This window comes from Nonomuraea sp. NPDC005650, assembly GCF_040605375.1.
GTDB lineage: Bacteria > Actinomycetota > Actinomycetes > Streptosporangiales > Streptosporangiaceae > Nonomuraea.
The window spans coordinates 94,329-115,804 of the sequence record NZ_JBEXCR010000038.1; the positions used below are offsets into that span (position 1 = coordinate 94,329).

General features: G+C 68.1%; 23 protein-coding genes. 12 read left to right on the plus strand and 11 right to left on the minus strand.

Going from position 1 to position 21,476, the window contains the following annotated elements; all coding sequences use genetic code 11:
* Nucleotides 1–14 precede the first annotated feature (14 nt).
* Genes ABZS69_RS48075 through ABZS69_RS48085 form a run of 3 tightly spaced genes read right to left on the minus strand, consistent with a single transcriptional unit; the run spans nucleotide 15 to nucleotide 1,365 of the window.
* Nucleotides 15–452, minus strand: a complete 438-nt coding sequence (locus ABZS69_RS48075; protein ID WP_355385754.1) for a hypothetical protein — start codon at nucleotides 450–452, stop codon at nucleotides 15–17.
* 59 nt (nucleotides 453–511) lie between these two features.
* Nucleotides 512–901, minus strand: a complete 390-nt coding sequence (locus ABZS69_RS48080; RefSeq protein ID WP_355385757.1) for a hypothetical protein — start codon at nucleotides 899–901, stop codon at nucleotides 512–514.
* Complete coding sequence (locus tag ABZS69_RS48085; protein WP_355385760.1) at nucleotides 898–1,365, minus strand: hypothetical protein; 468 nt, start codon at nucleotides 1,363–1,365, stop codon at nucleotides 898–900. The genes ABZS69_RS48080 and ABZS69_RS48085 overlap by 4 nt, the downstream gene beginning before the upstream one ends.
* Before the next feature lie 270 nt (nucleotides 1,366–1,635).
* Between ABZS69_RS48085 and ABZS69_RS48090 the strand changes: the two genes are divergently transcribed.
* On the plus strand, nucleotides 1,636–1,962 hold the full coding sequence (locus tag ABZS69_RS48090; protein ID WP_355385763.1) for a hypothetical protein: 327 nt from the start codon (nucleotides 1,636–1,638) through the stop codon (nucleotides 1,960–1,962).
* A gap of 16 nt (nucleotides 1,963–1,978) precedes the next feature.
* On the opposite strand, the gene ABZS69_RS48095 is transcribed toward ABZS69_RS48090, so the two are convergent.
* The gene (locus ABZS69_RS48095) at nucleotides 1,979–4,063 is read right to left on the minus strand and encodes a hypothetical protein (RefSeq protein WP_355385766.1); all 2,085 of its coding nucleotides are present in this window, start codon (nucleotides 4,061–4,063) and stop codon (nucleotides 1,979–1,981) included.
* A gap of 180 nt (nucleotides 4,064–4,243) precedes the next feature.
* On the minus strand, nucleotides 4,244–4,660 hold the full coding sequence (locus ABZS69_RS48100) for a hypothetical protein (RefSeq protein ID WP_355385769.1): 417 nt from the start codon (nucleotides 4,658–4,660) through the stop codon (nucleotides 4,244–4,246).
* Between the two features lie 127 nt (nucleotides 4,661–4,787).
* Between ABZS69_RS48100 and ABZS69_RS48105 the strand changes: the two genes are divergently transcribed.
* From ABZS69_RS48105 to ABZS69_RS48150, 10 genes are all read left to right on the plus strand, one after another.
* Nucleotides 4,788–5,396 carry a hypothetical protein gene (locus ABZS69_RS48105; protein ID WP_355385772.1) on the plus strand — a complete coding sequence of 203 codons (609 nt, stop codon included), beginning with the start codon at nucleotides 4,788–4,790 and terminating at the stop codon, nucleotides 5,394–5,396.
* Nucleotides 5,397–5,496: 100 nt separating this feature from the next.
* A complete protein-coding gene (locus ABZS69_RS48110; protein ID WP_355385775.1) occupies nucleotides 5,497–5,967 on the plus strand; it encodes a hypothetical protein in 471 nt (156 codons plus the stop codon).
* 125 nt (nucleotides 5,968–6,092) lie between these two features.
* Nucleotides 6,093–7,310 carry a helix-turn-helix transcriptional regulator gene (locus ABZS69_RS48115; RefSeq protein WP_355385778.1) on the plus strand — a complete coding sequence of 406 codons (1,218 nt, stop codon included), beginning with the start codon at nucleotides 6,093–6,095 and terminating at the stop codon, nucleotides 7,308–7,310.
* Between the two features lie 244 nt (nucleotides 7,311–7,554).
* Nucleotides 7,555–8,391, plus strand: a complete 837-nt coding sequence (locus ABZS69_RS48120) for an SAM-dependent methyltransferase (RefSeq protein ID WP_355385781.1) — start codon at nucleotides 7,555–7,557, stop codon at nucleotides 8,389–8,391.
* Nucleotides 8,392–9,110: 719 nt separating this feature from the next.
* Nucleotides 9,111–9,389, plus strand: a complete 279-nt coding sequence (locus tag ABZS69_RS48125; RefSeq protein WP_355385784.1) for a hypothetical protein — start codon at nucleotides 9,111–9,113, stop codon at nucleotides 9,387–9,389.
* Nucleotides 9,390–9,721: 332 nt separating this feature from the next.
* Complete coding sequence (locus tag ABZS69_RS48130; protein WP_355385787.1) at nucleotides 9,722–10,465, plus strand: hypothetical protein; 744 nt, start codon at nucleotides 9,722–9,724, stop codon at nucleotides 10,463–10,465.
* Nucleotides 10,462–11,223, plus strand: a complete 762-nt coding sequence (locus ABZS69_RS48135; protein ID WP_355385790.1) for an HEXXH motif-containing putative peptide modification protein — start codon at nucleotides 10,462–10,464, stop codon at nucleotides 11,221–11,223. The genes ABZS69_RS48130 and ABZS69_RS48135 overlap by 4 nt, the downstream gene beginning before the upstream one ends.
* Nucleotides 11,220–11,894: a TIGR02466 family protein gene (locus ABZS69_RS48140; RefSeq protein ID WP_355385793.1), complete on the plus strand. Its 675-nt coding sequence runs from the start codon at nucleotides 11,220–11,222 to the stop codon at nucleotides 11,892–11,894. The genes ABZS69_RS48135 and ABZS69_RS48140 overlap by 4 nt, the downstream gene beginning before the upstream one ends.
* Nucleotides 11,891–12,478, plus strand: coding sequence for a hypothetical protein (locus ABZS69_RS48145; protein WP_355385796.1), 588 nt, complete (start codon nucleotides 11,891–11,893; stop codon nucleotides 12,476–12,478). The genes ABZS69_RS48140 and ABZS69_RS48145 overlap by 4 nt, the downstream gene beginning before the upstream one ends.
* A 40-nt stretch (nucleotides 12,479–12,518) precedes the next feature.
* Nucleotides 12,519–12,701, plus strand: coding sequence for a hypothetical protein (locus ABZS69_RS48150; RefSeq protein ID WP_355385799.1), 183 nt, complete (start codon nucleotides 12,519–12,521; stop codon nucleotides 12,699–12,701).
* Between the two features lie 73 nt (nucleotides 12,702–12,774).
* Here ABZS69_RS48150 and ABZS69_RS48155 read toward each other — a convergent pair whose 3' ends face one another.
* The 6 genes from ABZS69_RS48155 to ABZS69_RS48180 all read right to left on the minus strand — a co-directional run bounded on the left by ABZS69_RS48155 (nucleotide 12,775) and on the right by ABZS69_RS48180 (nucleotide 19,494).
* Nucleotides 12,775–13,116 carry a DUF6300 family protein gene (locus ABZS69_RS48155; protein ID WP_355385802.1) on the minus strand — a complete coding sequence of 114 codons (342 nt, stop codon included), beginning with the start codon at nucleotides 13,114–13,116 and terminating at the stop codon, nucleotides 12,775–12,777.
* Entirely contained in the window at nucleotides 13,113–16,667 is a 3,555-nt protein-coding gene (gene dnaE, locus ABZS69_RS48160; protein ID WP_355385805.1) for a DNA polymerase III subunit alpha, read from the minus strand. Before dnaE ends, ABZS69_RS48155 begins: the two co-directional genes overlap by 4 nt.
* 232 nt (nucleotides 16,668–16,899) lie before the next feature.
* Entirely contained in the window at nucleotides 16,900–17,496 is a 597-nt protein-coding gene (locus ABZS69_RS48165; protein WP_355385808.1) for a hypothetical protein, read from the minus strand.
* Nucleotides 17,496–18,662: a hypothetical protein gene (locus ABZS69_RS48170; protein WP_355385811.1), complete on the minus strand. Its 1,167-nt coding sequence runs from the start codon at nucleotides 18,660–18,662 to the stop codon at nucleotides 17,496–17,498. The genes ABZS69_RS48165 and ABZS69_RS48170 overlap by 1 nt, the downstream gene beginning before the upstream one ends.
* 17 nt (nucleotides 18,663–18,679) lie before the next feature.
* Nucleotides 18,680–19,144 carry a hypothetical protein gene (locus ABZS69_RS48175; RefSeq protein WP_355385814.1) on the minus strand — a complete coding sequence of 155 codons (465 nt, stop codon included), beginning with the start codon at nucleotides 19,142–19,144 and terminating at the stop codon, nucleotides 18,680–18,682.
* Nucleotides 19,141–19,494 (minus strand): hypothetical protein, encoded by a 354-nt coding sequence (locus tag ABZS69_RS48180; RefSeq protein WP_355385817.1) that lies wholly within the window; start codon nucleotides 19,492–19,494, stop codon nucleotides 19,141–19,143. Before ABZS69_RS48180 ends, ABZS69_RS48175 begins: the two co-directional genes overlap by 4 nt.
* A 630-nt stretch (nucleotides 19,495–20,124) precedes the next feature.
* On the opposite strand from ABZS69_RS48180, the gene ABZS69_RS48185 reads away from it, so the two are divergent.
* Nucleotides 20,125–21,474 (plus strand): pentapeptide repeat-containing protein, encoded by a 1,350-nt coding sequence (locus ABZS69_RS48185; RefSeq protein WP_355385820.1) that lies wholly within the window; start codon nucleotides 20,125–20,127, stop codon nucleotides 21,472–21,474.
* Nucleotides 21,475–21,476 lie beyond the last annotated feature (2 nt).

Genomic DNA, 21,476 nt, shown 5'->3' on the forward strand with positions numbered 1-21,476 from the left:
GTCGGGCTGGCGAGTTAGTCGCCGTCGATCAGGTCGTCGAGGTCGTCGATGCCGTCGCCCTCCTGGCCGGAGACGACGGCACAGCCGTACTGGTCGGCGTAGCCATACGGCCAGACACCGACCGGGTACCAGCCGGGGAAGCCGTCGAAGTGGCGGTACTGCTGGTGGTCCGTGCCGGTCCGGTAGGTGACCTTCGGCTGCTGGCGGATCAGCGGCCTGCTGGTCGACGGCTTGTACGGCTGGGCCGTGGGCAACGTCCGCGTGTTCGGCACGCTGCGCTGCTGAGTGCCCGTGTTCGTACTGGTGTTGGTGCGGGCCGGGGCGCCCGTGGCCACCGCGGCGGGCTGCTCGCGTACGGACGCGCACGCGGGCTGCTCGTCCGAGCAGGCCACCACGAATCCGGTAGTAAGTACGAGAGCAGCGGCCGCGGGCAGGCCGAGACGGATACGCATGGGTTCCTCCTGAAAGCGAGTTCGGGGTGGCCGGAGCCCCCGGCCGGGGGGGATGGCGGTCACAGGTGTGCGGCATCGTCCGTGGCGGAGCCGGTCAGCGCCGCCCGGTCGGTCGCCTCGTCGGCGGCGTCGCGCGCTTCGGCGGCGGCGAGCTTCGCGGCCTCCGCCTCCAGCGCGGCGATGTCGGGGGTGTGCGGCACGGGGGCTCCGTTCAGGTCGGGGCCAGCGAGTCGCCACACCAGGCGTGCGGCTTCGGTGAGCGCGCGGATCCGCTCGCCGGGGTCGCCGGGCCGGATCAGGTCGAGGATGAAATGAGCGGCCACCTCGTGGCCGTGCCGGACGCCGGCCTTCCACGCACACCCGGGATGGGTGCGCTCGCAGGCGGCCCAGTGCGGGCCGCCGGGGTGTGGGTCGAGGGCGAGCCATTCGGGAGGCAGGGGCGCGGTCATGCGGCCCTGCCCGGGACGGTGCGCTCGCGGCGGCTGGTGACGGTGTCGTGGTGGCGTTCGTAGGCGAGCAGTCCTTGCGCCTGGTTCCACAGGTGGATGGCGTGCTTGCCTGAGATGCGGAGCAGCTCGGCGAACTTGTTACGTGTCCGGCCTTCGTTGATGAACCGCTTGGCGATCGCGACCTGTTCGACTTCGCGCAGCTTGACCTTGTGTCCGTCGATGGCGCGCTGGATGGCGATCTCGTCGATGAGCCCGTCGTTGAACTGCGACCAGGGGCGGAGGTCTGCCAGGGCGATGCACAGTCGGTGCAGTTCGTCCGTGGACAGGTCGGCGAGGATTTCGGCGGCGGAGGGGTCGCGTCGGTGTACGGCGTAGGTGAGCGCGTCGGCGACGACGCGCATGGCGTAGATGGAGCCGTCCGCGCGTAGCTCGTCCAGCGTGTGTTCATGCTTGGTGGGTGGCATGGGGGTCCTTCCTGGGACAACACCCGACAGGGCCGCAATTCATGCCGGATACTTCAAATAGTACAGGAGACTTATTTAAGCGGCCAGCCGGGGGCGGGGACACGTCCCTCGCGGTGCTGCGGTCCATGACGGCGCAGGGAAGCACGTCCGGGGGCTAACGTCTCGCCGCCATGATCAGCAGCCGCAACGGTGTTGACTCCGCCAGGCAGGGGCCCGCACAATCGACAAAAGAGCGGAATACCACAGCCTGTTTAGAAGAGGGGTGACGGCGTGGACAAGCGGCAGCGATGCAGCAACGCGGTCATCTGGTGCGAAGACGGCAACTACGAATGCCGCAACTGCGGGCGGCCACTCGCCGACGACCCCCGCACGGGCGTGCCGATCCAGCCCGCCCGCCACCGCGGCGAGCCCCGACGCCAGCTCACCCCCACCCGGCAGGACGCGCCCGCGTTCGCCCGCGCGCTCGAGGTCGGCGAGCACGCCGCCAACCAGCTCCCGGAGATCAGCACCCGGGAGGAGATCGTCCGCGCCGTGGTCGAGGAGATGTACCGGGCGGGCATGCTGCGCAAGGTGCCGGCGCCGCCGAAGGTCGCCTGAGCAGCCCCTGCCCGGTTCAGGACACGGTCACCAGCGCGGGCGGGCCGTGCGGCTCGGATTCCATCCATGGCGGCGGCCCGAGCGCCGCCCGCTCCTCGGCTGGGATCGATCGGTCCTCGGGGTCGAACTCGGGCGCAAAGTTCGCCTCGACGATGCCCAGGAACGTTCGCCAGTCGGCGCGCTCTGTCCGGTAGCGGGCGACGACGGCGGCCACCCTCTCGTACACGTCCAGCCGCTCCGCCACGTCGTACGGGTCGGCCGGGCCGCGCACCCACCCACCCGGGCCGCGCTCCGCCAGCCCTTCCCCGGCGAGCGCTGCCAGCGCGGTCTTGGCGGCCGTGTCGGACACACCGACCAGGCCGGGCACGTCCATGCTGCGGATGGGCGTGTCGGTGAGCTGCTCGTAGATGAGCGCGGCCGGCCCGCCCAACTCCCGAAACACTGGGTGGATGCCACCGAGTCGGCCGGGCTGCCAGCGCCGCCAAGCGGCCGCTTCGGCGTACTCGACCGGGATGATCAGCTGGTAAGTGTCGGGGTGGTCGCCGTGGTGCTCGGCCACCAGGTCGATGAACGGGCCTCGCTCGTCCCGCAGCTCCCGTAGCCCTTTCGCGACGGTCGAGTGGTCGAGACCTGCGAGCAGCCCAAGCTCCCGCACCCCGAACGCGACCACCATGCTGCCCTTCAGTTGGGCGGCCTTGAGCATCGCGCGCAAGATCCGGCGTTTGGTGATCCCTGCCGGCCCAGGCCACCGGTAGCGTTCGGCCGAGCGGAAAGCAGAGTTCCAGCGGCGAGTCTGCCGGAGCGCATCTTCCCGAATACTGGAAGCGTGGGGAGAGGTCGGAGCTTTCACCGCGACCGGCACCCCCTCCACAGACACCTGCCAACCCCCCCGGTGTGTTCTCTCCCTTGTGTGGATCTCACGTCCGGACTCCCGTTCGAGAATCCAGGCTGCTGCTTTGTCCCAGTCCGCTTTCAGCGCCTGAGCACGCTGCCGGTTGCTGTACCGGGCATAGAAACCAGCGAGGCCGGGCCAGTGACCGGAGCGGATCCGTTCTGCGACGTCGGCCAGCCTCCACCCGCACGAGAACGCGCCAGCAACGACCGCCTGCCGGGCCTCGCTGTCCGACCGATAGCGGCCAGGGCCGACACCGGCCGGGTAGCTGCCAGTGCGGGCAACCGACTCCATGCGGGGGGAGAGCGCGGGGATCACGCCGCCGGGCCGCCGCCACGTGCGGGCGCCGTCCTCATCGACGACCGCCCACCCCGCGGCCACCGCGGAGCTACTTTGCGGGTGGTCGCACGAACCCGAGCGGACCAGCGGGGCCGGGGGAGCGGATGGGGTGGCCTGTTCAAGGTCCTCCAGCTCGGGAGCCAGCGCGTCCGTCAACGCCTCCCACACAGCGGCGCCGTTCGGGTGGTCGAGCACCCAGTCGACGTACGCGGGATCGTCGGCGAGCTCACGAAAGCGGCCGCCGCCGACCCACGCGCCGGGGGGGACGATCAGCCCGTCCGTGATGCCAAGCATCGGTCCCGGGTCGAAGCTGATGTAGCGGCGAGCGAGCGCCTGGGCGATGCGCCGCATCTCCCCGTACGGGATCTTCTTCGCCCATTTCGCGTACAGGTGCCGGCCACCGGAGATGGGGGAGAGATCGGTGAAGGATTCCCCACCGCACACCGCGAGCAACGCGGCGAAGTCGGCGATCTCCTCCTCCACCACGGCGAGCGGATCGCTCGCGCCGCGCCGCGCAGCCAAGCCCGGGTCGCTGTCGATGTGCAGCATGTCCGTCATGCCGTACTCGTAGACGTACAGCGCGGCGGTCTGCGCTGGCAGCCGCACGGTGAGCGGCAGCTCGTGGCGGCCGGCGAACCCGGCAGCGGCCTTCTTGCCGCTCTTGGCAATGCGGACGCGGCCGCGCGCACCCATCCGCGGCGCACACAATGCCCAGGTCGCGGCCGCCGTCAGGACGGCATGTCCCGGTTCAGCCCCACGTGGGGCGGGTATGAGGTTGTGCGAACCAGCCGTGCCGGAATCGCCCGAAAGCAACACGCCGCTTTCGGGCATGACTGGCAGAGCTGGGCGGCCATCGTCTATCGTGGTCACCAGCTTCTGGTTGACCGGCTCCAGGCATGCGAAAGCCCGCCGGGATCCGGTGGCCTATCTGAGGGTCTTCGCGCAATCTGCTTGGCGGTAGAACGGCGCGGAGGCCCTCATGGCGTTCTATGGAGTTATCCGCCCTCCTAGGCGGTCAGTAGCTCCCTTCGGCCTGGCGCGTGCGGCGCATCAGGCGCTCATCAAGTCAAGGTCGAGCATCTCGGGCCGCGCGGGGACGACCAGCTCGGCGTTCTCCTGGCTGCCTTCGGCGGTTTCGACCAGGATTTCCAGGTAGCGCCAGATCGGCACCTGGCGGGCGCGGGCGCCCTTCTTCGCCGCTGTCTTCACTTCCGGCCGGACGCGCCCCGACAGCATGATCTCGTCCCCTGCGGGGATGCGGGCACGCCGCGGCACCGACCCGAGAGCAGGACGGCGGGTCAACGGGTCGGCTTCCACCAGCCGCTCCAGGTAGAGCGCGATGGACACGCGATCCCGAGCCGCGCCGTCCCATGCGAGTTTGTGCACCTTGGGGCTGACGCGACCACCGAGCGATGCGAAGACGCCGTCCGAGTCGGGGCGTCGTGTGCGTCCAGCGATAGCAGCCATGCGGAGCATCATTGCGCACCCATGTTTGCATACGCCACATCCGAAACGGCGTGTCGCGGATCGTTGCAAACCGTTGATCCAAACTTGCAGACTCGGCTTGGCCGGTTTCTGCGGCTAATGTTCCGCCATGACTACCGCCAAGCCCGACAGCGCGTTCGAGAGGCTGCTCGCATTTCTGCTGCCGCCGCCGGCGAGCCCTGCCGAGCAGCGGGCCCGCGACGCGTTCACTGACGCTATCCGCGATGTCCGCAACCGCCTGGCGCACGGCCGGATTGACCGTGCCACCGCATTGCGCGCCGCCAGCGACATCCTGGACGCGCTCGCCAACCACGTTGATGCGGTGCCTCCCGTTCTGCCGCTGTCCGCGCACGGCGCCACGACCGTGACCGGCTCCGCCTCCCTCGTGGTCACCGCGACCGTGGAGGCCAAGGCCACGGTCTACACGCCAACCGTGCGCATCCTCACCGACGAGGGGCACGCGGAGGACACGCTCACGGTGGAGAAACTCCCGATCGCGGGGCTGAGCCACAAGCAGAAGCTCCTGCTGCTCCGCCTTCAGGTCTTCCTGGTGGTGTTCTTCGCCCTGTACGGCGTCTTCTCCGCCCACGAGGACGAGGCGGACAGGGTCACCCTCTACACCGGGGGCGGAGCCGTTCCAATGGCCTTGTGGTGCGCCAGCCAGGTCGGCCGGGCGTACGACAAGAAATACGGCCCAGACAACGACGCCGGCGACTGAGCACGGGGGACATCTCGACCAACCGCAGGGCTCGGCAACCTGTCCGCTGCCCGATTTCGCTGCACCATGAAGCGTCGGTGACGTTACCTACTCTTGAAGCATGACTACCGCCAAGCATCTCCCGAACGTCGCGTGGGAGAAGGCTCTCACCGAGCTCTTTCCAGATCTGAGTGAGACTGGCCCCGCCATGCACTTTCTACGACAGGCTCTGGCCGACGAGGGCCTCCCGGAAACGGTGCGGCGCGCCTTCATCAGGGGATTCGATGAAGCCGTTCAACGTTACGAGGCGTTCGAGACCATCAGGCCGCTCGCCTACGAGGCGTACCTGACGAAAGACCAGGCGCTGGCCCCGTCTGGGCTGACCCACGCGCAGAAGCTCCTGCTGATCCGCTTCCAGGTGTTCATGGTGGCCTTCATCGCCATGTACGGGATCATCTCCGCGCACGAGGACCAGGCCGACAAGCTCAGCCTCTACCTGGGAGGCGGAGCGTTGCCGGTCGCCTGGTGGTGCGCGCGCAAGGTGGTCGAGCAGTACGACAAGCGGTACGGGCCCGACCAGACCGAGGACTGACCAGCCGCCGGCAACGCACCGAAATCCCTATGGGCGAAGGGATTTCGGTCCTAACCCTAGACATGGGTGAGCCCTGCACGCCTAGCCTGAGAATTGTCGAGTTCGCAGGGTAGAGGAGCAGGGCTATGGCCGACGGTAACACGCCCACAGGTTTCAAAGAACGCCTCCGCTACTACCGGGATCGCGCCGGCATGAGCCGCCGCGTGCTGGGTGAGCTGTGCGGCCGCTCAGAGGAGTGGGTCAAGGCTCTGGAGACCGGCAAAATCCTCATGCCACGCATGCTCATGCTCGTCCGCCTGGCCGAGCTGCTCGGGGTGGAGAACCTCGCGGACCTGACCGGCGAGCAGAAGCTCACCACTGCCACCTTCGGCAAGCGCCAGCATGAACAGGCTGAGCGGATCGGCCACGTACTCGCCAGCCACCCCATCATCTTCGAAGACCGTGAGCCGGTGTCTGCCGACGCCCTCGCGGCCACCGTAGCTCAGGCGTGGATGGTGTGGCACGGCTCCCCCCAGCACCGCACTGCCATCGCCGCCGTCCTGCCCCGCCTGCTTGAGGACGCGCGTACTTCCGCCAAACTCCTGGACGGCCGCGACCGTCGCCGCGCACTGTCATCGCTGGCCCAGGTGTACCATCTCGCCCAGCTCTATTTCAGCTTCCAGCCCATGCACGACCTGGTGATGCTGACCGGCGATCGGGCCATGCACGCCGCCCAGGACGCTGACGACCCGCATGCCATGGCCGCCGCCGCCTGGTACGTGAACCACGTCTTCAGGGACGCCGCCATCAACGCCGAAGCCCGCATCGAGCTCGCGCACCAAGCCACCAAGCTGCTCCGCCCCGAGAACAGCGACGACGATCGCAGCCTGTGGGGACTCATGCACCTGGCGATCGCCCTGTCGCACGCGAAGACTGGTCGCCGCGGAGACGCCGAGCACCATTGGGATCTGGCCTACGACGCGGCCCAGCGAATCGACGGTCACCATCCATGGCTGCTGTTCGGGCAGACCATGGTGGATGCGTACGCGATCACCATGTATGCCGACCTGACGATCGCGTCCGAGGCGGTCCGCCAGGCCGAGCGAGTCGCCCTCGCGCCCATGCCATCTGCGACCCGCCGGTCCTTCCACACCATCGAGATCGCCCGCGCCTACCATCTCCAGAATCAGCCAGTGGCGACCGTGCACCTCCTGAACAAGGCGCACGAGATCGCGCCCGATACGATCGCGTACAACCTCTTCACCCGTTCTGCCCTGATGGAGCTGTCGGCGAGTGGAGGCGCAACGGTCCGCGACGACGCACGCGATCTAGCCCACAAGCTTCAGCTCCCCGCAGCCAGCTAGGGGAGGGGTAGGAACCCTACCCCTCGACAAGGGGGTAGGGAGACTACCTGTGATCTGCGCGCTTCGCGGTGAGAGTGGAGGCGTGCTCACTTACACGTCGGACTTCTCCGGTTGAGGCGACGCAGTAAGCCTCCTCGTTGGCGGATGTCGATGTGTCGGTGGCACGCATGTTGGCTTGGTGACTGCACGTAATCGGTGGGACGTGCAGCCGCCGCTCCACTCCGACACAACGCGAGGGCTCCTGATGAGTACCGGCACGTCCGGAGCGGCATACGCGCCGCCGATGTACGCGCCCAGCCGGGTATACAACGCGCTGCTCGGCGGCCGCGAGCACTACGGCCGCGAGCAGGAATTGGCGCAGGGCCTGCTGGAATGCCTCCCCGGGCTGGGCAAGGCCATGCAGGAGAGCCGCCGCTTCATCCGGCGAGCGGCGGCATATCTGGCAGACAGTGGCATACGCCAGTTCATCGACCTGGGATGCGGCTACCCCGCAGATGGCTCCCCCGACGACCAGAACGTGCACGAGGTCGTCCAGGACGCCAGCTTCGCCTACGTGGACGCCGACCCCACGGTCATCTCCCACATGCTGCGCGCCACCCAGCTCCAGCCGAACGTGACCACAGTGGACGCGGACGTCCGCGACGTCGGCCACCTCCTGTCGCACCCCAAGCTCCTGACCGTGATCGATCCGGACCAGGAGGTCGGAGTCCTCGCCGGCGGACTGCTGCACCACCTCGACGACGAGGCCGCCAAGCACATGCTGTGGAACCTGGGCAGGAAGCTGGCACCCGGCAGCGTGATCGCACTCACCTGCGCCACCGGCGACGGCGCACCAGAAACCTCGACAGCCAAAGCCCGAGACCTCTACGAGCGCCACGTCGGCCCCCTGGACCTGCGCTCCGGCATGCAACTCCGCGCGCTGATGAAGGACTCCCGCCTGCGCCCCCTCACCGGGCTGCACCGAACCTATGAGCTGCTGCCCGCTCACCCTGACGATGTGGTGAACGTCGATAAGACGGGGCCGCACCTCTGGGCGGCGATCGCCGCGCTCGCCCCGGTCCTGCCCGCAACGCCACGGTGAAGGCCATCTGATGAGCCAGGGCATGGCAGACGTCCGCCGCCGATGTGACGCTGGCGAGCACCTCCATGCCCGCAGTAAGCACGATCGGCGAGGCGGAGATGAGCCGCCCCGCCGATTGCGAGCCACGGCGCGCCCACCGATCCGCACCGCCACGGTCCGCGTCGCCATATGCCTCGCGCCCTGGCAGGAACGCAGCTCTGCCAGGGCGCGAGGTGCCATGGAAGCTCCCGGCCCGGCGCATGTTGTCTTGCCAGTCCATGCGCCCCGGCCGGTGAAAAAGGGAGAGCGGAGGAGCCCTGCGCCCCTCGTTCACATGCGCAGGTCCTCCGCCCTCCCATAAGCCCAGGAGATCCTCATGATCAGGGACAGCGACATCGCTGCCGACCACAGTGGCAGGGCATACGTTCGCGAGCACCAGAGACGCTTCCCCGACTGGGTACTCATGTACTCGCCCCACAGGCGATCCCTCACCGCCTTCTACAAGGGCCCTTGCGCGCCGGGCGGCATCGTGATCGACGCCGTTCACCCCAGTCAGTTGGTGGCCAAGATGGGCGCTGCCGTACAGGCGCAATGGCGAACGCGCGCCCCGCTCTACGGCTCCGCAAACGGGGCCAGGTCATGAGACGAAAGGCCGTGGGACGGCGTCCTCCACGCCGCCATCCCACGGCCTGCCCACCGACCGGAAGACAACGAACCACAGCACAACAGGGTGATCATCAATGAAGGCGACAACAGTTGCTCACCTGCGGCTCTCGGGTCTCCGCCGAACCTACCCGGCCTGGGAGTTCGTCCGAGGCAAGGACAAGTCCGGGCGGGAGTGCTGGCAGGCAACGCTGTTGGTGGAGGTCACCTCAAACATGAGAGCCGACGGGGTCAGGGAGGTCATCCAGCAGCCGGACTACTCTTCGCTCCTCTACGTGCTCCGCGGACAGGAGACACGCCTTCGCGCCTATCACGGCACCCACCTGACGGCCCGGCCCCGCACGTACGCGATGTGAGAGGAGCCCCGGATGGACCTCATCTTCCTCGTCATGGGAAACCCGTGGTGGCCCCCGGACGCGGTAAGCGAACCCCTGCACCAGCGGCCCATATCCAGGCGCCGCCCAGGAGTCTTTGATGAACTGAGGCGGCGCATCAGCTCCGCTATGGGGCGAGGAGGCAACGTGCGGCACAGCACGGTCCCGTCCCCCTCGCCGGCCGACACGGTCAACGTCGGCGACCCCCTGTTCGCGCTTCCTCCGCGCTGCTCGTATGCGGCGCCGGGGGGATGCCCGCTCGCCCCCTGCGGAGGGTGGGCGATCACCTTCCATCGAACCCCCGGGAGTGACGTATGCCCGTTCCCCCATGGGACCAGCTCACAGGCTGGCAGAAGGCTCAGGTAGAGCTCACGCTCCAGGTCTTCTACACCACCGTACGGGCCGGCCAGGCAGGTTTGTCGGACGGCGGCGGCCCGTTCGGGTTCGACATCCACACCGCACTGCTCGTGGACGACCTGCTCTCCGACTTCTCCTGCGACGCGATCGTAGAGACGGGATGCTTCCTGGGCGACACCACCGAATACCTGGCCCGCCGCTACCCGAACATGCCCGTCCGCACCTGCGACGTCGTGCAGCAGCACGCCGACTTCACCCGGCACCGCGTCGCCGAGCTGCCCAACGCGGACGTGAGCTGGAGGGACTCGCCGCTCCTGGTCGAGGAGGCCAGCCGGACCTACCAGCGGCCGCTGCTCTTCCTGGACGCCCACTGGGCGGAGAGCTGGCCGCTGGAGCGCGAGCTGGCCGCCATCAGCTGCGGCGTGGTCATGATCCACGACTTCGACGTGGGCCATCAGCGGTTCGGCTTCGACACCTACAACGGGCTGGTGTGCGGGCCGCAGGTGCTCGCCCGCATGGAGAACCCTCCGAACGTGTACTTCACGCCGGACCCGCACGCCGCGTGGCCGCTGCCGTGCTTGCAGACCGGGCGCCGCGCCGGCGTCGGCATCCTCGCGATCGGAGAAGACCCGGACCCGCTCATCAGCCACCCGCAACTGCTCACCCACCACCTGACGGCCAAGGCAGTGACGAACCCGTGAAAGAGACCCTGAAAGATCCCATCAGCACGCTGGCCGGGATGCCGTTCCTGGACGACAAGTTCGACTTCGGCCAGCTCCTGGCGGCCGTCGCGGCGGTACGCCAGGTCCGCGCGAACGAACTCGGCCTGGACGGTGTGGCCCCGGCCCAGGCCGGCACCTGGCTCGACCCGGGCCGCGCCCTGCTGGTACAGGAAGACCCGGCCCCCCTGATCCCCGGCCTGGCGCTCTCCCGCGACAGGCAGGCCGACATCACTTACGTGCTCGACGACCTGGCGGAGACGGTGCCGGCGTGGAGCCCTCTCGTACGGCTCCCGGTGCGGTTCCTCCTGCTGGACACCGATGACGGGGCGATCTCGGCGTCCTGCCGGGACTGGCCCCAGCACATCCTGCTCGCAAAGGTGGCATTCGCCCGCTACCGCGAGTTGCGCGAACAGGTGACGCACGAACTGTGCCACCAGTGGCTCTACATGATTCAAGAGGTGTGGCGGCTGGCCCGGGAAGGCGCCGAACAGCTCATCCTGCCCTCGGGGACCGCGGACCGCACCCCCAGCGAGGTCCTGGGCGCCGCGCACGTCGCGGCCGCGCTGGGGCGCCTGCACCGGATCGACCCGGCCGACGCCGCCCCCCAGATCGCCGCCGGCCACATCCGCTACCTGATCGACTACGGCCGCGGATGCCTGTCCCTGCTCGACGGCATCGACGACGACTTGACCGACGCCGGGCGAGCACTCGTCCAACGGCTCAAGGAGGCCCTATGACACAGACGGCGACACGTCCCCAGGCCGTCGTGATGACCGCCTGGGAGACGCCCATCTACCAGGCGGGGCTCGCCGACCCGGACACCCCGGACGGCGGAGCACAAGCTCGGGAGATGATCAGCGAGCTGCGTGACCTCATCCTGGACGCCGAAGACCACGACGCGGCCGCGCACACGTTCGGGCTCGCCGGCGGCGGAACCAAGAAGTCCAGCATGGACATCCTGAAGTGGGATCATCGGGCGGTGGCGTGGCTGCGTACGCAGATCCGCGACGCCGTGTCCGCGATGACGGCCGACGTGCTGGCCGAACGCGCCCCGGAGGTCGAGAGCAAGTATCCGGTGATCGCTGAGGCGTGGGCGGTCGTCTACCGGTCGGGCGGCTCCCACCGGCTGCACACCCATCACGACTCCATCTACTCCGGGACGATCTACATCGAGTGCGGCGGCGTCAGCGCCACCTCCGGCAATCTCCACATGTTCGACCCGCGGCCGGCGGCGATCGCCTGCGGCGTCACTCCGGGGGTGCTGTCGATCGAGCCGCGCCCCGGGCTGCTGGTGGCGTTCCCCTCCTGGCTGCCGCACTCCGTACAAGCCACCCACCAGTACGCGGACGGGCAGCGGATCTGCATCGCATGGAACGCCTCATACGACCGGACAGGAGGCAAGCCGTGACCGCCAGCACCGAGCACGCCACCGTGGGCGTGGTGGGCCGCCACTGGGGAACCGCCTCCACCATCCGGCAGATCAACCTGGATGACCTGCGAATCGTCAGCGACAACGTCCTGGAGTTGGACGGCCACACCGCGCCCGGCCCGTTCGCGCCAGTGGCGCTGAGCGAAGCCGTCTCCGACATCGACGCGCTCCGCCAGGCGTTCGTCGCCGACATGAACGCCCTCGCCGAGCGGGGAGCAGACGGCGGCACCCGCGGCCGGCACGTCGCCGACGTCGAGATGGAAGCCCAAATCTGGCGGGGCGGCTACGAGAAGCCGATGTTCGCCGTACCGAACGACTACATCGCCTGGTTCTTCCTCGGGGTCGTCCCACCGAAGGAGCCGGACGCCGGCACCATCGCGGTGTTCGACCCCCGCGCGGGAAGCGCCATGACGGCCATGCCCGGCCTGCCCTGGGGCCGCCAGCTCACCATCACCCCGGCCGCCGGCTCCCTGGCCGTCGTCCCCGGTTGGCTTACCTGTTCCATCGTCCCCGTTGAGAAAGGAGAAGTCATCGCAGTCGTGGTCGCCACATCGATCACGTAGCTCGTGAACCGATCCCAGATCTCCAAGGAGGAGAAGAGGAATGGAAACGAACAATGTCGGTCTCGGCCTGAACGCTCCCGGTCTCGGCGTCTCCGTTGACGCCGACCAGGTGCAGCAGTACCTCGCCCTGGCCAGTCAGGGCGCGATCGTGTCCGACTCGAACAACTGCGGGGCGGTGCAGAACAACTTCGCGCTGACCTCGGAGACGACGGCTGTCCTGTAGCCGATCGGCAGCTCATGAAAAAGGGCTGGCCCCCGCCGCGGTGATCGGCGGGGGCCAGCCCCTTATCTTGTGGCTACAGTTCGCCGCGCCGCCACTGCTCGATCTCGTCCTCCAGCGCCTGCTCATTCAGCATCGGTACGAACACGTTGGTCGCCCACGCGATGAACAACCGCACAAACTCCTGGTCCTCGTCGTTTGCCTCGCCGTTGACGTGGAACCACGTGATCAGTGGGGCGGCATGCAGATCCTGCGTGTCGCAGGCCGGGCACAGCACAACCCCGGTGTAGCCCTCCACCCGCGCGCCGGCGGCGTTGTACCAGCCGTTCGGCACGCGGGCGTACAGCAACCCCTCTTGACCGCAGCGGGGGCACTCTGGCGCATCGTCGGAGGTGATGACCTCGATCTGCCGGTTCACAGTGACAGCGCTTCCGGCCCGAGCAGCGCCTTGATGTCGGCCGCAAAACTCGGTTCGGCGTTGACTGACCACTCTGGTAGCGACATCACGATGACCTTGCCCGCCGGTCGCCGCAGGTTGACGTGCAGCGGTACGCGGCCTTGGTGCATCTTCAGCACCTGACGCAGTTCCTCCAGCAGAGTCGGAGTGATGCGTTCTTCCCGTAGGAGGAGCGTGATCGGGGCGCCGGACTCGCTGTTGACGCCGGACACGTCGATGAGGGCCATCTCGTTCGCGAAGACCGAGATGGCGCCGTCCCGGTTGTTGATCTGGCCCTTCACCGACACCACGATGTCCGGCCGCAACTCCGGCCCGTACAGCTCGTAGTTGCGGGGGAAGAACAGGCATTCGACGGCGGCGTCCATGTCCTCGACCGTGAGGATGGCCCACGTGTTGCCTGCCTTGTTGACCCGCCGGTCCACCTTGGTGACCAGGCCGGACACCTGGACGTCGCCGCGGTCGTCGCGGCCGCTGTCCAGCAGGTCGGCGATCGTGGTGTCCCTGTTCCTGGCCAGGAGGCGTTCGGTGCCAGCCAGCGGGTGGTCGGATACGTACAGGCCGAGCATCTCCCGCTCGAAGTCGAGCTTGGTCTTCTTGTCCCACTCCCCTTCGGGGATGGCGATCGTGAACGCTGCGTCGTCGTCTGTGTCGTCCATCCCGCCGAACAGCGAGTCCTGGCCGTGCGCCTCGTTCTTCTTGATGTCGATGACGGAATCGACGGCCTGCTCGTGGACCATGAGGAGGCCCTTGCGGGGATGTTCGAGGGAGTCGTACGCGCCCGCCTTGATCAGTGATTCGATGACCCGCTTGTTGCAGGCGGTGAGCGGCACCTTGCCAAGGAAGTCGTTGAAGTCGGTGTAGCGGCCCTTCTCGGTACGGGCCTTGACGATCCCTTCGACGACGTTCTCCCCGACGTTGCGGACCGCGCCCATCCCGAACCGGACCTGGGTGTCTCCGACCGCGACGAAGTCGAGCTGGGAGTCGTTGACGTCCGGGGGGAGCACCTGGATGCCCATCTTGCGGCACTCGGCCAGGTAGACGGCCGCCTTGTCCTTGTCGTCACCCACCGACGTGAGCAGGGCGGCCATGTACTCGGCGGGGTAGTTGGCCTTCAGGTACGCGGTCCAGTAGGCGACCAGGCCGTATCCGGCGGTGTGGGACTTGTTGAACGCGTACCCGGAGAAGGGCAGCATGACGTCCCACAGCGCCTGGATCGACTCGTCGCTGTAGCCGTTGCCGCGCATGCCCTGCTGGAAGTTGGCGAACTCGGCGTCCAGGATCTCCTTCTTCTTCTTGCCCATGGCACGGCGCAGCAGGTCGGCGCCGCCGAGGGTGTAGCCGGCCAGTTCGCGGGCGACGGCCATGATCTGCTCCTGGTAGACGAGCAGATGGAAGGTGGGGCCGAGGATCGGTTCGAGCGCTTCCTTGAGCTCCGGGTGGATCGGCTCGATGTCCTGGCGGGCGTTCTTCCGGTGGGCGTAGTTGGTGTGCGCGTTGGCTGCCATCGGGCCTGGCCGGTACAGGGCGAGCACGGCGGCGATGTCCTCGAACCGGGTCGGTTCCATCAGCTTGAGGAGTTGCCGCATGGGACCGCCGTCGAGCTGGAACACCCCGAGCGTGTCACCGCGGGCCAGGAGCTGGTAGGTCTTGGTGTCGTCGAGCGGCATCGTCAGGGTGTCGAGTTCGACGCCCCGGTTCTGCTTGATGATCTTGATGGCGTGGTCGATGATGCCCAGGTTCCGCAGCCCCAGGAAGTCCATCTTGACCAGACCCATTTCTTCACAGGACGGGTAGTCGAATCCTGTGATGACCACGCCGTCCTTGTCCCGCATGTGCATGGGGATGAGGTCCAGCAGCGGGGTCGAGGACAGAATGACGGCGGCGGCGTGCACGCCGGTGCCGCGGATCAGCCCTTCAATGCCGCGGCCGGTGTCGATGACCTTCTTGACGTCGGGGTCGTTCTCATACAGGCCGCGGAGCTCGGTGCCTTCGTTGTACCGGGGGTGGCTCTCGTTGAACATGTCCGCGAGGGGGACACCCTTGCCCATGACGTCCGGCGGCATCGCCTTGGTGATCTTGTCGCCCATCGCGAACGGGTAGCCGAGGATCCTGCTGGAGTCCTTGACGGCGGCCTTGGCCTTGATCGTGCCGAACGTGTTGACCTGCGCGGTGAAGGTGTCGCCGTACTTCTGGGTGACGTAGTTCACCATGCGGTCGCGCTGGCGGTCGTCGAAGTCGAGGTCAACGTCCGGCGGGTTGATCCGCTCCGGGTTGAGGAACCGCTCGAACAGCAGGCCATGCTCCAACGGGTCCAACTCGGTGATGCGGGTCGCGTAGGCCACGATCGAGCCGGTCGCTGATCCTCGGCCGGGCCCGACCGCGATGCCGTTGTCGCGGGCGTACTTGCAGATGTCGGCGACGACAAGGAAGTAGGAGGAGAACCCCATCGGGCCGATGACCTTCATCTCGGTCTCGTACCGCTCCATCACCTCAGCAGGGAGCGGGGTGCCGTACCGCATCGCCAGCCCGGCCTCGCACTCCTTACGCAGCCAGGACTCCTGTGTCTCCCCCTCGGGCACGTCCGGGTAGTCCGGCATCCGGTCCACCTGAGCGAACACATCGCCGTAGTCGCCGACCATCTCGGCGACGAGCAGGGTGTTGTCGCACGCCTCCGGCAGCTCGGGGAACAGCGCCCGCATCTCCTGGGCGGTCTTGAGGTAGTAGCCGGACCCGTTGAACCGGAACCGGTTCGGGTCGTCCTTGTTCTTGCCCACGCCGACACACAGCAGGCTGTCGTGCGCGTCGGCCTGGTCCTCGGTCACGTAGTGGGAGTCATTGGTGACCAGCAGCGGGATGTTGAGCTGCTTGGCCAGCTTGAGCAGATCGGCACGCACCTCCCGCTCAATGTCGATGCCGTGGTCCATGAGCTCGAGGAAGTAGTTCTCCTTGCCGAAAATCTCCTGGTACTCGCCGGCGGCCTTGACGGCCTCGTCGTACTGGCCGAGCCGCAACCGCGTCTGCACAGCGCCGGACGGGCAGCCTGTGGTGGCGATGATCCCTTCCGAGTGCTCGGCGATCAGTTCCTGGTCCATGCGCGGCTTGCCGTAGTAGCCCTGGAAAGACGCCAAGGAGGACAATCGGAACAGGTTACGCAGCCCGTTCGCGTCCTTGGCCCACATGGTCATGTGGGTGTACCGGCCGGCGCCGGAGACGTCCTTGCCGCCCTCTCCATCGGCTACGCCGGTCTCCGCCCGCGGACCCCAGAAGACGGGCTTCTTGTGGTAGCGCGACGCGGGCGCCACGTACGCTTCAATGCCGATGATCGGTTTGACCGGGGAGCCTGCCGCGACCTTCTGAAACTCGTACGCACCGAACATGTTGCCGTGATCGCTCATGGCGATCGCCGGCATCTCCAGCCGCTCAGCCTCTTTGAACAGCGGCTTCAGCTTGGCCGCTCCGTCCAGCATGCTGTACTCGGTGTGAACATGCAGGTGCACGAACGACTTGCTCACCCATTCCCCCAACGTCCCGGCAGCCCAAAATCCTCGCCTGAGCCTATTCCTTCTCATGGAGCGGATGGGGCGATGCCATACAGGGTCGAACAGGTTGTTGCCACCCTGTAGCTCACGCTCCGTACACGGCTGCAAGGCTCGCGTGAGGACCCTCTGCCAGGAGGATCACATCGGCGTGATCTGCACGTGAGCCTGGGAGCACGCGCATCATCCCGGTCGTGGTCGTCCCAGATCAGGACGGCATCACCTGCACGAACGACCCCGCCTTGACCGTGAAGTCGCCCGTAGTCGTTTCACCTTCGGGTGGCTCCACATTGCCCAGGACGGTCATGGCGCCAGCGGTGGGCAGGTACAGCAGCGCGTCAATGATCAGCTTCCGCAGCCCTGGCGCTCTACCTCCAAGAAGGAAGACGCCCCACGGCGGGAGGTACCAGTAATCGTTGATGAAGGTTGCGCCGTCGTCACCGAGGACGCCGTAGATGTCGGCCTTGAGGGAGCGTCCGCCGGCGGGCCCATCGAGGGACACGTTCGTGTAGTGGGTGTCGCCGCTTCGGCTGATGAAGTCCACGACGGTGCGTAGGCGGTGGACCCCCGCGGGCACGGCCACTTGCAGCCCGGTGATCGCTGCCCAGTCTGGCAAGGCAGCGGTGAGCTCCTGATCGGCGGTCATCACCGTCCGGCGGGTGGTCCCCAGGAGTGCGATGTCGCCAGTGGACTCCTGGGCGCGTAGGGCGCCGTCCTGGCCCGGGTAGAGGCTGACGTGACCGGCCGGAGGCGGGCTGGGCGCAGTGGCGAGCTGGGCCAGGGTGACGGGGGCGAGGTGGCGCATCAGGACTTCACCGTGACCCTCACCGCGCCCGCGCTGACGGGGATGTCCGCGCGTACGGCGACCGTGTTGGCGTCGATGACCTTGGAGTCGAGCCGCACGAACTCCTTCGTCGTCGTGTCCTTGAACGTGGGTTCGACGACGTCCTCCGTGTTCAGCCCGTGGGTGATGTTGGCCCACACGCCGGCCGACAGGGCGGGTAGGTCCGTCGAGTAGGTGCCGCCCACGCCGAGCGCAGCCCGCGCCGCCGCGGCGGTGGCCGCGCCGGTGCCGCCCTTGGAGATCGGGACCAGGCCCACGGTGATGCTGTCCGGGTTGACGACGATGGAGCCGTCCGCGGCGACCACGTCCAGGTTGCCGCCGTTCTGCACCAGGCCCGCACCCGGGCCGGAGGAGCCACCTCCGCCGGCGAACTGCGCCCACGCGATACTCGTGGTGCCGGGCGTGATGACGCCGTTGGTGGAGATCGCCCACCCGGTATCGGCCAACGTAGAGCCTTCGGACACGAACACGAACGTGTTCGGCGAGAGCGCGTCCGTGGTCCGCGCCCACGCCCCTGCCGCCACGGTGTAGAGGCCGTTCTGTGTGGCGTTGGTCTGGTTCTTCACCAGCACCCGGTCACCGGCGATCACGGCCACGCCGTCGATCGTCTGCGTGCCCGACAGGGTGATGTTCGCGGTCGTCGCCGCGCGCACCGCAGGCTTCACCGAGATGCCGGCGGCGGCGGCCTGCACGTCGGCCAGGCGGGCGCCGTCGTTCGGGTTCACGGGAGCGCCCACGTTCGTCCACCGGAAGCCGCCAGCGTTGAGATCCGCCCCGGCGGTGGCCATCTGGTCCAGCCGGTTGGCCCGCACCTGCGTCGCGAAGTCCGAGATGGTAGCGGCGAGCTGCGTGCCGGTGTGCTGGGCGCGGTCGAGCGGATTCGTCGCCAGCTTCGACAGGCTGATACCCGCGCCTGCGGCCACCTTGGTGTCGGTCACCGCCCCGTCCGCAACGTCGTCGAACGCCATCCACACGCCGCCGCTGGTGCGCCACTTCGCGCGGCCGGTGGCGGTGTCGCCCCACAGCTCGAACGTGACCGGCGAGGCGGGCGCGCTGCCCGACGTCGGTAGCACCAGGCCCGTGGGCGGGATCTGGTTGAACTTGTGCTGGCTGAACCAGTTCGGCATGACTTCCCCCGGGATGTTCAGGTGAGGCGGAGGGTGCCAGCCATCGGCACCGCCCACGTGACGCGTACGACCGGCGGCGATCCGGGTGGGTACTCCTCATCGCCGTCGATCTTCCTGCCGTCGACGTCGAAACACGTGACGTTCGGCTGGCGGGTCTGGGTGTGCTCGACTTCCCACACCTTGGCGGGGATAGCGATCACGATGTCCTGCTGGTAGGTGCCGCCCTCCGGGCCCGCAGGGCCTGTAGGGCCGCGCTCCCCGGCGGGTCCGGGGTCGCCCGCCGGGCCTGCCGGTCCGGGGTCGCCGGGCGGCCCAGCATGGCCAGCAGTGCCGGGCGGGCCCTGGATGCCCGGCACCGTCACCTCGACTTCCACGCTGGTGACGACCTGCTGCACGGTGACCGCGACGCCGCCCGTCTCCTCGATGCGGAGCTCGATCCCGGCGGCCGCGGCTTCCGTGATGTCGACGTGCGGCGTGCTCACCGGGTCACCTCTGGCGACACCTTCACGGCGCCCTTCAGCAACCGCAGGGGCTTCCCGCCGGCGTCGACGATCTCCAGGTCGTACACGCCCGCCCGCCACCCCCACCCGGCGGACACCGGGCCGGGGATGGACAGGCGGACCTTGCCGGCGGCCGCGTCCGTGATGACGAGCTGCGGGCCGAGGTCATGCAGCAGTGCCGCGCCGGGGGCGTGGTTGACGCGGATGTGGGCGCGGACCTGGCAGCCGGTCAGGTTGAGCGGGCGCCGGTCGGGGGTGAGGTCGGTCAGGGTGAGGACGCGGTCGTAGTCGGTGCCCTGCTCGATCAGCAGGTCGTACACTGCGGCGGCCATGCCGGGCATGCTGGCCGAAAGCCGCGCTTACGTCCCCGCCCCCGCGCATGGGGGTGTTTACGCGGGGCCTGGGCACCGTTGGGCGGCCTGCAGGCTCCCGTACGGGGAGCGGCAGTTTTCGCAGTACGCAGGGCCAGCGGGAAGCACGGGCCCGGGGTCCACGAGCAGCGCCTGGCCGGCGGCGGCCGCGGCGGCTTGTTCAACGGTGATTGGGACGACGATGGGGGCCACCCACTGGTGCGCTGTACTCATCAGGTGATCTTGGCGAGGTTGTGCCGTGCGTGTCCACCTCTCGCCGTACCGCCAGGGCGGGCGCTCACATTCCGTGGTTGCTCGCCCCGGCAATCCGGCGACCGCCGTCACGGTCAGTGACGGCGGTCGCGAGGGACAACGGAACAGCCACTGGCGCTACCAGGGGTGCCGGTAAGAACCGTGCCACCAGCCCCAAACCACGAGATCCCTATGGATGATCCCAGATCATGACTTGCCGCGTCGTTGGTCGGCTGATCACTATGCGCAGGCTGCAATCGTTGTATGCACCTGCCCCGGCCAGCCCGTCGCCGTGCTGCGGACCCGGAAAATCCGTTCACAGCGCCCGCAGTGGCATCGCGGCGAGGGCGCCGGGGGAGCGTGGGATGGATCATCTTGACGGTGTTGGCGGTGGGCGCTGCCGCAGGGATTACCGCGTGGTGGCTCTCGTCCGGCTTGCCGCCGTTGAAGCCCGCTCAGGAGGCAACGGCGCGGATTGATGTCATCCGTACCGCGCTCGCGGCCGGTGCTGGTGTGGGCGCCGCGATCACGCTGATGCTGGCGTTCCGGCGGCAGCGCCACCACGAGATTGTCGCCGCGAGCACCGAGCACGACGCCAGCGAGCGGCGGGTCACCGAGCTGTACACCAAGGCGGCCGAGCAGCTCGGCAACGCCCAGGCCCCGGTTCGGCTGGCCGGGCTATACGCGCTGGAGCGGCTGGCGCAGAACAACCCCGACCAACGCCAGACCATCGTGAATGTGATCTGCGCCTACCTGCGGATGCCCTACACCCCGCCCAGCGAGGATCGACACGACAAGATCCGCACAGCACAGCGCATCGCCCGCCACGGTGCATGGGCGCGCGCCAGCGCCGCCGCAGGCGACAGAGATGCCCAGGAGGAGCGGCAGGTCCGGCTCACCGCCCAGCGCATCCTCACCGACCACCTTCACTACACCAAAGCCCCAGCGTCAGGCCGCGGGCAGAGACGGATAAGTGATCTCAACGCGCGGTTTTGGCGCGACATTCGCCTCGACCTGACGGGCGCCACCCTCCTTGACTTCGACCTCGCCGACTGCCGTGTCTCCTCTGCCGAGTTCCATAAGACTGCCTTCACCGGTTTCACCACGTTCGGCGGGGCGATCTTCACCGACACCGTCTGGTTCAGCGAGGCAACCTTCATCGATGTCCCCCGGTTCAGCGGGGCGACCTTCGACGACACCGTCTGGTTCGATCGGACAACCTTCGACAACGGCTCCCGGTTCGACCGGACGACCTTTAGCGGTACCGCCTGGTTCGACCGGGCGACCTTCACTGGCGCCACCTCGTTCGGCGGGGCAACCTTCACCGACACCGCCGCGTTCGGCGGGGCAACCTTCACCGACACCGTCTGGTTCGGCGGGGCAACCTTCGCCGGCAACGCTTGGTTCGGCGGGACGACCACCATCGACGCCGCCGCCTCTGGTGAGGCGGACTTCACCGACGCCGCCACGTTCGACATGTTGGACTTCGTCGAGAACGCCGCGCTCGTCAGGGTGCGTGGGGCGGAATACGTGGAACTGGAGGGAGCGCGCGTGGCGCGTCCCGACGCGGGGCACGTATGGCCACCCGGGTGGCGGTTGGTGGCCGAGCCGGACGGTGAGGCGGTGCTGCGCCGGGAGCCGTCCGCTCCGCCGGGCTACGCACAGTCCAGCCCACACGGGACGGGCGCGGACGCGACTGATGTGTCTTGACA